Raw genomic sequence first — 13046 nt, forward strand, 5'->3', positions numbered from 1 at the left:
GCGGACGGACCGTCGCCGAACCGGGCGACGGCCGCCTGGGTGGCGGAGGGAGGGGCCTGTGAAGACGAGGATGTTGAAGCTGGGAGCGGCGACCGCCGCGATGATCTTGGCCTGGGCCGGCGCCCAGGCGCAGGCGCCTGCGGAAGCGCAGGGCGATGCCGGCGGCCAGGCGATCCAGGACATCGTCGTCACCGCGACCCGCACCGGCGCGACGCAGCTCCAGCGGACGCCGATCGCGATCTCCGCCTTCTCGGCCGAGCAGCTCGACGCGTCGGGCATCGTCAACGTCAAGGACCTGGTCTCGGCCACGCCGAACCTGAGCGTCGGACAGGCAACCGCCAGCGCGCAGATCTACATCCGCGGCATCGGCAGCAACAATGTGTTCATCGGCTCCGATCCCGACGTGACGGTCCAGTCGGACGGCGTCTACATCGCCCGCGCCTTCGGCCAGTTCCTCGACTTCGTCGACGTCGACCGGATCGAGGTGCTGCGCGGCCCGCAGGGGACGCTCTACGGCCGCAACGCCGTCGGCGGCACGATCAACATCATCTCGCGCAAGCCGTCCGACAGCTTCGAGGGACGGGCACAGCTCAGCGCCGGCACCGACGACCTCGTCCAGGCGCAGGCCTATCTCAGCGGGCCGATCGTGCCCGGCGTCCTCCAGGCGAGCATCGCCGGCAACATCCTGCGCCGCGACGGCTTCGTCGAGAATATCGCGCCGGGCGGCAAGGACGTCGGCAATGCCCGCCGTGAAGGCGTGCGCGGCCAGCTCCGCTTCGCGCCGAGCGCCACGGTGGAGGCGATCACCCGGTTCGACTGGAACGGTTCGTTCGAGCGGATGGACGCCTATTCGCACCTGCTCGCGCCGGTCGCGGCGGCGCCGCTCGCGACCTCGCTGATCGGCGACTATAGCCGCACCGCGCTCGACAGCCCGCAGAACAGCCGGACCCGCATCTGGGGCATATCCCAGGAGATCAACGTCGAGCTGAGCGACGTGTTGACGCTCAAGTCGCTGACCGCCTATCGGCGCAGCGCCTATCGCGTGAACGTCGACATCGACGGGACCGAGCTGCGCGGCACCTATGGTTTTCAGGCCGATCGGTCGAAGCAGTTCAGCCAGGAACTCAACCTGGGCATCGACCTGCCGCGCTTCGAAGGCGTGCTCGGCGCCTATTATTTCCGCGAATGGCAGCGCAGCACCCTGCGCAACACGACGCCGCCGAGCGCGGTGACGGCGCCGGCGCGGGCGACCGAGACCACCGTCAACCCGGTCGCGCGGGTGCGGTCGCAGGCTCTGTTCGGGCAGGGGACCTATCACCTCACCGACGCGCTCGGCCTCACCCTCGGCCTGCGCTACACGCAGGACCGGCGCGGGATCGACCAGAGGCTGATGCGGGTGCCGTTCGATCCGGCCTTGCCGACGATCGGCTTCGCGGCGTCGCCGCCGCCGCGCAACTATCACGCCTGGACGCCCCGCGTCAGCGTCGACTGGCAGGCCGCCCGCGACGTCATGCTCTATGCCTCGGTCACGCGCGGCTACAAGAGCGGCGGCACCAATTTCTCGGCCACCAACCTGGCGGCGCTGACCTTCGATCCGGAGACGATCTGGAGCTATGAGGCCGGCCTCAAGAGCGACTGGTTCGACCGCCGGCTGCGGGTCAACCTGACCGGCTTCTATTATGATTATTCGGACCTGCAGATCCAGTCGCTGCTGGCGCCGGGCGTCGTCGCGATCGGCAACGCGGCCAGCGCCCGGGTGAAGGGGCTCGAGCTCGAGACGATCGCCCGGCCGGCGGATGGGCTGACCTTCACCTTCAACTATGCGCTGCTCGACAGCGAGTATCGCCACTTCCCCAATGCCGCCGTCCCGTCGCAGCTGCGCCCCTATGTCCAGGGATCGCCGCGCTACGACGCCGCGACCAACACCTTCGACGCGACCGGCAACCGCCTGACCGCCGCGCCGCGCTCCTCGCTGTCCGCCAGCGCGCAATATGAGCATGCGCTGGGCAGCGGCACGGTCTTCGTCCGTGGCGAATATTACTGGCAGAGCCGCGCCCATTACGATCCGTCCAACGCGCTGATCATGAGCCAGAAGGCCTATGACCTGATCAACCTGTCGGCCGGCTATCGCGGCGCGGACGACCGCTGGAGCGCGCGGATCGTCGCGAAGAACGTGACGGACAAGCAATATCTGATCACCGTCGCCGCGAACGGCCTGGTTCCGGCCGGCCTCGCCGGGGCGCCGCGCACCGTCGCGCTGCAGCTGACCTGGAACTGGTGAGCCCAAGCCACCCCCTTATCGTGCAGGAAGGCCTTCCCTTGTCCCTCGCCACGTCCGACGTGAACTATACCGACCTGCTCGTGCAGGCGCTGACCCGCTATCCGGGCCGCGAAGCCTTCGTGGATGGCGACCGGCGCCTCAGCTACGCCCAGAGCGCGGCCCGGATCAGCCAGTTCATGCAATTGTTCCACGCCCGCGGCCTGCGGCCCGGCGCGACGCTCGCCATCCTCACCGTCAACGTGCCCGAGGCGTGGATGGCGCAGATGGCGGCCTGCCTGCTCGGCGCGGCCTTCACCGGGTTGCACCCGCTCGGCTCGGTCGACGATCATCTCCACATCTGCGACGAGCTGGCGGTCGACATGCTGGTCGTCCATCCCGCCTATCTGGAGCGCGGCCTGGCGCTCGGGCAGCGGGCGGCGTCGGTCCGCCACATCCTGGCGCTCGGCCCCAATAGCGATGCGGAGGACCTGCTCGCGCTGGCCGATCCCTTCCCGGTCCGCCGCCTGGAACGGCGCGCCTGCGGGCGGGAGGACGTCCACTGGATCGCCTATACCGGGGGCACGACCGGCCGGTCGAAGGGCGTCGAGATCCCCGACCGGGCGCTGGTGCAGCAGGTGCAGACCGTCACCACCTCGCTGGGCTTGCCCGAGAACCCCCGCTTCCTGGCGGTCGCTCCGATCTCCCATGCCGGGGTGCTGCCGATCGTGCCGACCCTGTTCCGGGGCGGGACGGTGGTGTTTCAGCGTGGTTTCGATCCCGCGAAATGGCTCGCCTGCGTCGAGGCGGAACGGATCAACTGGAGCTTCATCGTCCCGACGATGCTCTATTCGCTGCTCGACCATGGCCGTCCGGAGGACCATGATCTCTCCTCGCTGGAGACGATCATGTACGGTTCCTCGCCGATGTCCGCCGCCCGGCTCGCCGAAGCGCATGAGGCGATGGGGCCGGTGTTCCTGCAGGCCTATGGCCAGAGCGAGTGCGTCTCCTTCGCCACCACCCTGCGCAAGGACGAGCATGATCCGCTGGGCAATCCGCAACTGCTGCGCTCCTGCGGCCGGCCGGTGCTCGGCATGCGGGTCGAGGTGCTCGGCGAGGACGGCCGGCCGGTGGCGCCGGGCGAGGTCGGCGAGATCTGCGTGCGCGGACCCGGCATCATGAAGGGCTATCATCACAGGCCTGAGGAGACCGCGCAGGCGCTGAAGGACGGCTGGCTCCATTCGGGCGATCTCGCCACGGTCGACGAGGACGGCTTCGTCTATATCGTCGACCGCAAGAAGGAGATGATCATCACCGGCGGCTTCAACGTCTATTCGCGCGAGATCGAGGACGTGATCGCCGAGCTGCCCGAGATATCGGCAGTCGCCGTGATCGGCGTGCCCGACGACAGATGGGGCGAGGCGGTGAAGGCGGTGGTCGTCGCGCGGCCAGGCGAGCGGGTGGATCCCGACCGGCTGATCGAGCTGGTCCGCGCGCGCAAGGGCGCGCACCAGGCGCCCAAGACTGTGGATGTCGTCGACCGGATGCCGCTGACCGCCGTCGGCAAGATCGACAAGAAGGCGCTGCGCGGCCGCTTCTGGGCCGATCAGGAAAGGATGGTCCATTGACGACAGGCTCCTCCCGTCCGTCGCGCGTGGCGGCGCTGCTCGCCGGCCTGCTGTCGCTGGCCCATGCCGGCCCGGCCGCGGCGCGCGAGGCCCTGCCGCCGATCGTCATCGGCCAGCTCTCCTCGCGGACCGGCAACAACCCGGCGGGGCGCGAAGGCGAGAATGGCGCGATGCAGGCGGTGGCGGAGATCAACGCGGCCGGCGGCCTGCTCGGCGGGCGCCGGCTGGAGCTGCACGTCGAGGACGATCAGACCCAGGTCGAGCCCGGCATCGCCGCCCTTGCCCGCCTCGTCGGCGCGGGCGCGTCCGCCGTCGTCGGCAGCTCCTTCTCCAACATCAGCCTCGCGATCATCCCGCATGTCGAGCAGGCCGGAATCCCCTATCTCTCGACCGGCGCCGCGGACGGGCAGGTCGATCCGGTGCGGCCCCATGTCTTCATGACCTCGCTGGCCGGCCGGCTCGTCGGGGAGCAGCTCCTCCGCTTCCTCCGCGATCGCGGCGTCACCCGCCTCGCAGTCGTCTACGATCACGACAGCCGCTTCGCGAGCTCGGGCTGGGCGAAGCAGCGGACCCTGCTCGATCGCTACGGCATCGCGCTGGTCGAGGAGCAGGCCGTCCGCGTCGACACCAAGGATTTCGGCGCGACCATCGCCGCGCTTCGCGGCAGCAGCGCGCAGGCGGTGATGGCGTGGCTGACCGGTCCGCCGGCGGTCGGCTTCACCCGCGCCTATGTGGCGGCGCAGGTCGGCCTGCCGGTGGTGGTGAGCCATGGCGTCGCCAGCGGCGCCTTCCTGCGCGAAACCGGTGCGGCATCCGAAGGGCTGTTCGTCGCGACCTCGATCGCCACCCTCGCCGACGAGGCGCCGGCCTCGGCGGTCGGCGACGCGGCCCGCGCTATGGCGGCCGGCTTCCGCCGCGACCATGGCCAGGGCCCGTCCCAATATGCGGTCGACGGCTATGTCGCGATACGGCTGATCGCCGCCGCGATCGAACGCGGCGGCAGCGCCAGCCCGGCGGCGATCCGCGACGCGCTCGAAGGGCTCACCCTCGCGACACCGCAGGGCGTCTATCGCTACACGGCCGACGACCATGCCGGGCTCGACGTGGCGGACATCGCGGTCGCCCGGGTGAAGGACGGGCGCTTCACCCTGTCCGACTGGTCGCGCCGGCAGCTCGGGGCCGGCCATGGATCGGAGGCGCGGCGATGAGCAAGACCTTCGTCCTGATCCACGGCGCCTGGCGGGGCGGATGGTGCTATGCGCGGACCGCCGCGCTGCTGCGCGCGTCCGGACATCGCGTCTTCGCCCCGACCCTGACCGGGCTTGGCGAGAGATCGCATCTGGCGGCGGGACCGGTCGGTTTCCGCACCCATGTCGACGACGTCGCCAACCTCCTGCGGTGGGAGGGGCTCGACGATGTCGTGCTGTGCGGCCATTCCTATGGCGGGATGGTCGCGGCGGCGGTCGCCGACGCGATGCCGGACCGGATCGCCGCGCTGCTGTTCCTCGACGCGATCCTGCCCGAGGCCGGCAAGTCGCTGCTCGACATCTGCGCGGCCGAGGAGGTGGCGACCGGCTTGCTGCGATCCGCGGCGGCCAATGGCGGCCGGCTGGTGCCGCCGCTTTCCGCCACGCTGTTCGGCCTCAACGAAGCCGACATGGCGATGGTCGAGGCGCTCTGCACGCCGCACCCGCTCCCATGCTTCTGCGAGCCGGTCGAGCTCACCGGCGCCTGGGAGAGGATCGCGCGCAAGACCTATGTCCGCGCGACTGGATGGGCCGGCTATGCGGCGCTGGGCTTCGATCCGATGGCGAAGGTCGAGGCCGGGGCCGGCTGGTCGACGATCGACGTCGCCTGCGGGCATGAGGTCGCCCTCGATGCGCCCGACCGGCTCGCGGACATGCTGCTGAACGCATAGGAACCGAACCAATGGCTGCACCGATACGCTATGAGACGACCGGGTCGATCGCGACGATCACGCTCGATCGGCCCGACGCGCTCAACGCGATCACCGTCGCGATGATCGAGGCGCTCGACGCGGCGCTGGCCGAGGCTGCCGAGGACGCGGCGATCCGCGTCCTGATCATCACTGGATCGGGACGCGCCTTCTGCGTCGGGGCGGACATCGGCCAGCTCGACCAGTGGGAGAAGGACCCCGGGCTTCGCGACCGCTTCTACACGCTGGCGCCGCGCTTCTTCCGCGGGCTGGAGGAATTCCCCAAGCCGGTCATCGCCGCGGTCAACGGCGTGGCGGCGGCCGGCGGGTTCGAGATCTGCTGCTTCGCCGACATCGTCATCGCGGCGGAGGATGCGCGGATCGGCGACGCCCACGCCAATTTCGTCGGCTTCGGGCCGGTGTCGGCGGTCGTCGCGCCGACCGTCCTGCCGCGCAAGATCGCCGCCGAGCTGCTCTACACCGGCGACATGATGAGTCCGGCGCAGCTCCACCTGTGGGGGTTCGTGAACCGGGTGGTTCCGGCCGGCGAACTGATGGAAACCTCCCTCGCCATGGCCGGCCGGATCGCCGCCAAGCAGCCGCTCGCGATCCAGGCGGCGAAGAACCTCGCCCGCCGCGCCGGCCTCGTCGATCCAGGGCTGCTCGGCTCGCACGCCTATGAAAGCGCCAAGGCGATCTTCGCGACCGAGGATTTCCGGGAAGGCCTGCGCGCCTTCGCCGAGAAGCGGGCGCCCGATTTCAAGGGACGATGAAAGGGAGGAAGAGCGATGTCGGCTTACTGGATCGCCCGCGCGCGGATGCGCGACATGGAGGGGCAGGACCAATATGCCCGGATCATCGGGGATATCGGCCAGCGCTTTCCCTATCAGACGCTGGCGCGGTCGGGCCAGGTCCACATCGTCGAGGGGACGACGCATTTCGACCGCTATTTCCTCCACCGCTTCGCGTCGGTGGATAGCGCGCTCGCCTTCTACAATTCGCCCGAATATCAGGAGGCGGCCGCGATCCGGCGCGCCGCGTGCGACGGCTGCGAGCTGGTGATCATGGAGGGCGAGGACCGCTGAGGCGGAACCGGCGGCCCGCGCCGCCAGACGTACCGGGCATCGTTCCATACCCGCAGCATCATTGAAGAATCCGGCGGCGCTGGTACAGCGTCGGGGTCCGGACCGCCTTGCCTGCACAGGAATGATCCCACCATGGAAGACACGCTTCGTCGGGCTGCGCTCGATTATCACCGATTCCCCAAGCCGGGGAAGATGCGCATCGAGCCGACGAAGCGGATGGTCAACCAGCGCGACCTCGCGCTCGCCTATTCGCCGGGCGTCGCCGCACCGTGCGAGGAGATCGCCGCCGATCCCGACAAGGCGCTCGACTATACCGCGCGCGGCAACCTCGTCGCGGTGATCTCGAACGGCACCGCGGTGCTCGGCCTCGGCGCGATCGGGGCGCTGGCGTCGAAGCCGGTGATGGAGGGCAAGGCCGTCCTGTTCAAGAAGTTCGCCGGGATCGACGTGTTCGACATCGAGATCGACACCACCGATCCCGACCGCTTCGTCGAGGCGGTGGCGCTGCTCGAACCGACCTTCGGCGGCATCAACCTGGAGGACATCAAGGCGCCTGAATGCTTCGAGATCGAAGCGGCGCTCAAGGCGCGGATGAACATACCGGTCTTCCACGACGACCAGCACGGCACCGCGATCGTTGTGGCAGCGGCGGTGCGCAACGCGCTGGTGCTGCAGAACATCAGCCTCGCCGAGGCGAAGCTCGTGACCTCGGGCGCGGGGGCGGCGGCGCTCGCCTGTGTCGACCTGCTGGTGTCGATGGGGCTGCCGGCCGACAATGTCACGCTGACCGACAAGGACGGCGTGGTCCATGCCGGGCGGCAGGGCATGGCACCGAACATGGCGCGCTACGCCCGAACGACCGACGCGCGGACTCTGCCCGAGGTTCTGCCGGGCGCGAACATCTTCCTCGGCCTGTCGGCGCCCGGCGTGCTCAGGCCCGAATGGCTGCCGCTGCTGTCGGACCGGCCGCTGATCTTCGCGCTCGCCAATCCCGAGCCCGAGATATTGCCCGAGATCGCCCGCGCCGAGCGGCCCGACGCGATCGTCGCGACGGGCCGCTCGGACTATGCCAACCAGGTCAACAACGTCCTGTGCTTCCCCTATATCTTCCGCGGTGCGCTCGACGTCGGCGCAACCGCGATCACCGAGGCGATGAAGGTCGCGGCGGCCGAGGCGATCGCCGCGCTCGCCCGCCTGCCCGCGCATGAGAGCGTCGCCCAGGCCTATGGCGGCGGCAAGCTCACCTTCGGGCCCGACTATATCATCCCGACCCCGTTCGACCCGCGCCTGATCGTCGAGATCGCGCCGGCGGTGGCGCAGGCGGCGATTGCCTCGGGCGTCGCACGGCGGCCGATCGACATCGACGCCTATCGCCGCGGCCTGGCGCAGCAGAACGCGCGTTCGGGCCAGCTGATGATGCCGGTATTCGAGGGTGCGCGCGGCGCCCGCGCCCGGATCGCCTATGGCGAGGGCGAGGACGAGCGCGTGCTGCGCGCCGTCCAGGATGCGCTCGACGACGGTCTCGTCCGCCCGACGCTGGTCGCGCGCCGCCGCATCCTGGCGGAGAAGATGCCGCGCCTCGGCCTGCGCTTCGAGCTCGACCGCGACGTCGACCTGGTCGATCCGGAGACCGACCATGATATCCTCGGCCCGCTGGTCGACGCCTATCGCGCCGTCGCCGGCCGGCGCGGCGTGCCCTCGGCCGAAATCGTCCGCCACGTCTACCGCCGGCCGACCGTCACCGCGGCGATGCTGCTGCGGACCGGCCATGTCGAGGCGGCGCTGGTCGGCTGCAACTCGGAATATTGGGGCCAGGTCGAACATGTGCTGCGCACGATCGACCGGGCGGAGGGCGCGCAGCGCGTCTATGCGCTGTCGGGGTTGATCCTCGACGCGGGCGCGCTGTTCATCACCGACACCCATATGGTGCCCGATCCGACGCCCGAGCAGATCGCCGAGATGACGGTGCTCGCCGAACGGGCGGTGCGGCAGTTCGGGCTCGACCCGCGCGTCGCGCTGCTGTCGCACTCCAATTTCGGCGCGTCGCACAGCCCCAGCGCGCGCAAGATGCGCGAGGCGGTCAAGATCGTCCGCCTGATCGCGCCCGACCTGTGCGTCGACGGGGAGATGCATGCCGACGTCGCGCTGTCGCAGTCGCTGCGCGAGCGGCTCGTCCCCGACCAGCGCTTCGAGGGGTCGGCCAACCTGCTGGTCATGCCGAATCTCGACGCCGCCAACATCACCCTGACCGCGCTCGGTGCCTCGTCGAGTTCGCCGACGGTGGGGCCGATGCTGATGGGGCTGAGCCAGCCGATCCACGTCCTCACCCCCGGCGTCACCTCGCGCGGGATATTGAACCTGACGGCGATCGCGGCGGCGGAGGTGGCCCGGCAGCGCTGACCGCCGGGCCGGGGAGATGACGGAACCGCTCAGCGCGGCGGGCTGGCGGCCGGGAAGACGGGTTCGAAGCGGGTCCAGACGACCGGCATGCGCTCGACCTCGTCGGGGCTCATCCGGGCGATCGCGTCCTTCCATAGGCCGAAATGGGCCTTGCGCCACGCCGACAGGTCGCGCAGCGCGGGGCTTTCCGTCATCAGGTGCCAGGGGGCGACCGATCCGAGCGGCAGGACCTGCGCGGCGACCACCCGGTAGATGAAGCTCGGCTTGCCTTCGAAATCGTAGACGAGGACGATCTGCCCGGGCCGGGGCAGCGGCCATCCCTTCTCGGCGAACTCCGCCTCCCGCGCGAGCGTCGCGCGCTTCTCGCCGGCAAGGACCTGTTCGGTGATCTTGCGTGAGATGTCCCGGTTGCGACCCATCGTCCGCGCCATGTCGATCCGTACCGGCGCGCCGACCGCGGCACCGGCGCGGCGAAGGAAGGCGTCGACCGCGGCGGGGTCGGGTGGCGGCGGGGCGGACGCCGCCAGCATCAGCGCGATGGCTGCGCCGATCATCCGCGTGCGGCCTTGCCGGCGGCGGCCGGATATTGCGCCCGGATGGTGCGGGTGGCGACCGGTGCCTCTTGCGCGATGTCCGACCACAGGCATTCGACCGACAGCCGCCGGGCATAGCCGATCGATCGCAGCGCCTCGAAATAGGCGGAGAAGTCCTCGCCCGCCACGCCGGGGGCGCGGCGCCCCTGCTTCTCGGCGATCTGGACATGGCGGATCAGCGGGCCGTTCTCGATCAGGCTGGCGGGCCCTTCGTCCTCCATACGCATGTGGAACAGGTCGGCGACCAGCCCGACGCTCGGATGGCCGACCGCGCGGACGATGGCGCCGCCTTCGCTCACCCGATTGATGAAGTTGGTCTCGGTGTGGTTGAGCGGTTCGAGCGCGAGGATGACGCCGTGCGCCTGGGCGATCGGGCCGAGCCGCTTGCACAGGTCGATGAGCTGCGCTTGGGCGGTGGCGCGCGGGAAGCCTTCGGGGATGCGGCGCGATCGCGGGCTGCCGAACACCACCGTCTCGACCCCGGCGCGGCGGGCGCGAGCGAACACGGTCTCACAAAAGGTCACGATGCCGTCATGCGCGGTGTCGGGCCCCACGCTCTGCAGCGAGGGCGGCAGCAGCCGGACAAGCGTGCGGACCGGGATCGGCGCGGCGCGGGCAGCGGCCCGCGCCGCCTCGAACGCGGCGTCGGGCTTGTCGGGGAGGAGGAAGCGGTCGACCTCCTCCTCGACGAAGCCATAGCCCGACGCGGCGAGCAGCGCCGCTTTGTCGAGCGACGTCCATGCCCCCAGCGAAGGGAGGGCGGGGGCCGCCGGCGTCTTCGCCCCGGCGATGCCGGCGGCGAGACAGGCGGCGGTCCCGGCCAGGAAGCGCCGCCGGTCGAGGGCGGCCGCGGTCATCAGAAGTTGACCGTCAGACGCGCACCATAGGTTCGCGGCGCCTGGTACTGATAGCGGTAGCTGACATAGGTCGTGCTGACCACGTCGGCATTGCTGAAGATCAGCTTGTCCTCGAGGTTGCGGACATAGCCCTCGAGCCGCCAGCGGTCGTCCGGCGCGGTGTAGGTGACGATGATGTCCGACCGCATGTAGCCGGGCTGCTTGTCGGCTTCGTAATTGGTGAAGGTGAAGTAGGACTTGCTCTCATAATGCGTCTGGAGACGCGTGGTGATCGATCCGTCGCCGACCGGGAAGACATGCTCGTAGCCGGCGTTGAACACCCAGTCGGGCGCCTGCTGCAGCCGATTGCCGGCGAGTTGCTGGTTCCTGCCGTTGACCACTGCGACGAAGTCGGTGAAGCGCGCGTGCAGATAGGCGCCGAACAGCTCGATGCGGTCGTTGGGCGTGACCTGGTAGACGATGTCGATGTCGCCGCCGTAGAGCTTCGACGCGCCGGCATTGACCGTACCGGTGCCGATACCGCCGCTCGGCAGGGTGATCTGCTGCTGCACCTGCTGGTCCTTGTACCTGTACAGGAAGGCCGACAGGTTCAACTGGAGCGTGTTGTTGAAGAAGCGGTTCTTCGAGCCGACCTCCCAGGCCGTGATGTTCTCGGGGCCATAGACCTGCAGGTCAGTGAAGCCGCCCGACTTATAGCCGGTGTCGTACTTCGCGTAGAGCAGGTTGCGCGGCGTCCACTGGTAATTGGCGGCGGCGTGGAACGTCGTCCGGTGCGACGAGAGGCGGGTCGCGGTCGGCGGATTGCTCACATAGTTGATCGCGCCGGTGTTGAGGTAGGTGTTGACGTTGGTCGCGAGGTTGACCGCGTTTAGATTGTGCTTCTTGTCCGACGAGTAGCGCGCGCCGCCTTCGATGCGGAACCGTTCGGTGATGGCGTAGGAGGCCTGGCCGAACACCGCCTTCGACTGGAGCAGCAGGTCGGGCTTGCGGAAGATCTGGAGCTCGACGCCGGGCTCGCACAGGCAGGCCGTCGGGGTCGGGAACTGGCCCGGCACGCGGAAGTCGCGGAACAGCGACACGGTGCTGTTCTTCTCGCGGAAATAATAGAGGCCGGCCTGCCAGATCAGCGGCGTGTCGGACTTCGACGACAGGCGCAGCTCATGATTCCAGGACCGGGGACGCTCGTGCTGGTCGAAGGTCAGGTTGCGGCGGTTGGTGTTGTAGTCGGCGCCCAGGGGACGGACATTGGCGAACTTCAGCGAGCGATAGCCGCCCAGATAGGTCAGCGTCGCGAAGTCGAGGTCGTAATTGGTGTTCCAGCGGACATTATAGGAATTGAGCCGGATGAACGAGCCGGGCGAGACCGAGAAGCGCTTGCCGTCGCCGGGAATGTCGACCCGGCTGGTGTCGAGTTGCCCGTTGGGCAGGAAGCGATGGGCGACCGGCTGGATGACCTGGCCGACGCCGTCCTGGTGCGAATATTCGCCGGTCAGCAGCACGTCCCACCGGTCGGTCGGTTGGAACAGCAGATGGAGGCGGGCGGCACGGCTATGGTCGTCGTCGCCGTCCCTGGCCGGGGCATTGTGGCGATAGCCGTCGCGGTCGCGCGTCATGAAGGAGGCGCGCAGCTTGACCTTGTCGTTGACCGGGATGTTCACATAGCCCTGCGTCGCGATCAGGTCGTAATTGCCGACCTCGCCGGTCAGCGCGGCCGAGAAGTCGTCGGTCGGCTTGGCGGTGATGATGTTTAGCGCGCCGCCGGTCGCGTTGCGGCCGAGCAGGGTGCCCTGCGGACCGCGCAGCGCCTCGACCCGTTCGAGGTCGAACAGCGCGATGTTGAGGCCCAGCGAGCGTTGGAAATAGAAACCGTCGAGGCTGATCGAGACGGCGGGATCGCCGAGCTGGTTGGTGTCACGGCTCGAAACGCCGCGCACGGTGATCACCGTGCTGGGACCGTTCTGCGAGAAGCCGACGCTGGGGGTGAGGGTGGTGAGGTCGGCGACGTTACCGACGCCTTGGCGCTTGATCGCTTCGGACGTGATGACGGAAAGGGCGATGGGCGCGCGCTGCGCGATGCTCGGGCGCTTCTCGGCGGTGACGACGATGTCGGCCAGACCGCCTTCGGGGGCCTCGGCGGCAGGGGAGGTGGTATCCTGGGCATAGGCCGGAACGGCGGACAGGACGACCCCGGCAAGCAGCATCCCGACGAAACGCGCCCTTGAAATCTCCCTCATGCTTCAAATCCCCTTATACGATTTTGTGTCAGACCTTATGGTCTGTCCAATTTGAT

Annotated in this window: 10 protein-coding genes; 7 read left to right on the forward strand and 3 right to left on the reverse strand. The window is 69.1% G+C overall.

The genetic code is table 11. The features are described from left to right. Positions 1–58: 58 nt before the first annotated feature. From B5X82_RS16865 to B5X82_RS16895, 7 genes are all read left to right on the forward strand, one after another. The gene (locus B5X82_RS16865) at positions 59–2281 is read left to right on the forward strand and encodes a TonB-dependent receptor (RefSeq protein ID WP_139385125.1); all 2223 of its coding nucleotides are present in this window, start codon (positions 59–61) and stop codon (positions 2279–2281) included. Positions 2282–2319: 38 nt separating this feature from the next. Then, positions 2320–3885: an AMP-binding protein gene (locus tag B5X82_RS16870; protein WP_079649340.1), complete on the forward strand. Its 1566-nt coding sequence runs from the start codon at positions 2320–2322 to the stop codon at positions 3883–3885. After that, positions 3882–5093, forward strand: coding sequence for an ABC transporter substrate-binding protein (locus B5X82_RS16875; RefSeq protein WP_176152607.1), 1212 nt, complete (start codon positions 3882–3884; stop codon positions 5091–5093). The genes B5X82_RS16870 and B5X82_RS16875 overlap by 4 nt, the downstream gene beginning before the upstream one ends. Continuing rightward, positions 5090–5803, forward strand: a complete 714-nt coding sequence (locus tag B5X82_RS16880; RefSeq protein ID WP_079649342.1) for an alpha/beta fold hydrolase — start codon at positions 5090–5092, stop codon at positions 5801–5803. Before B5X82_RS16875 ends, B5X82_RS16880 begins: the two co-directional genes overlap by 4 nt. An 11-nt stretch (positions 5804–5814) precedes the next feature. Beyond that, on the forward strand, positions 5815–6594 hold the full coding sequence (locus B5X82_RS16885) for an enoyl-CoA hydratase/isomerase family protein (protein WP_079649343.1): 780 nt from the start codon (positions 5815–5817) through the stop codon (positions 6592–6594). A gap of 15 nt (positions 6595–6609) precedes the next feature. Next, positions 6610–6906 carry a DUF1330 domain-containing protein gene (locus tag B5X82_RS16890; protein WP_079649344.1) on the forward strand — a complete coding sequence of 99 codons (297 nt, stop codon included), beginning with the start codon at positions 6610–6612 and terminating at the stop codon, positions 6904–6906. A gap of 132 nt (positions 6907–7038) precedes the next feature. Continuing rightward, positions 7039–9306 carry an NADP-dependent malic enzyme gene (locus B5X82_RS16895; RefSeq protein ID WP_079649345.1) on the forward strand — a complete coding sequence of 756 codons (2268 nt, stop codon included), beginning with the start codon at positions 7039–7041 and terminating at the stop codon, positions 9304–9306. Positions 9307–9335: 29 nt separating this feature from the next. Here B5X82_RS16895 and B5X82_RS16900 read toward each other — a convergent pair whose 3' ends face one another. From B5X82_RS16900 to B5X82_RS16910, 3 genes are read right to left on the reverse strand one after another with little or no spacing between them, the layout of a single operon-like run. Continuing rightward, positions 9336–9860 (reverse strand): ASCH domain-containing protein, encoded by a 525-nt coding sequence (locus B5X82_RS16900; protein ID WP_079649346.1) that lies wholly within the window; start codon positions 9858–9860, stop codon positions 9336–9338. Next, complete coding sequence (locus B5X82_RS16905) at positions 9857–10756, reverse strand: sugar phosphate isomerase/epimerase family protein (RefSeq protein ID WP_079649347.1); 900 nt, start codon at positions 10754–10756, stop codon at positions 9857–9859. Before B5X82_RS16905 ends, B5X82_RS16900 begins: the two co-directional genes overlap by 4 nt. Then, positions 10756–12990: a TonB-dependent receptor gene (locus B5X82_RS16910; RefSeq protein WP_079649348.1), complete on the reverse strand. Its 2235-nt coding sequence runs from the start codon at positions 12988–12990 to the stop codon at positions 10756–10758. The genes B5X82_RS16905 and B5X82_RS16910 overlap by 1 nt, the downstream gene beginning before the upstream one ends. Positions 12991–13046: the final 56 nt, after the last annotated feature.

This window comes from Rhizorhabdus histidinilytica (genome assembly GCF_900167915.1).
In the GTDB taxonomy this organism is placed as follows: domain Bacteria; phylum Pseudomonadota; class Alphaproteobacteria; order Sphingomonadales; family Sphingomonadaceae; genus Rhizorhabdus; species Rhizorhabdus histidinilytica.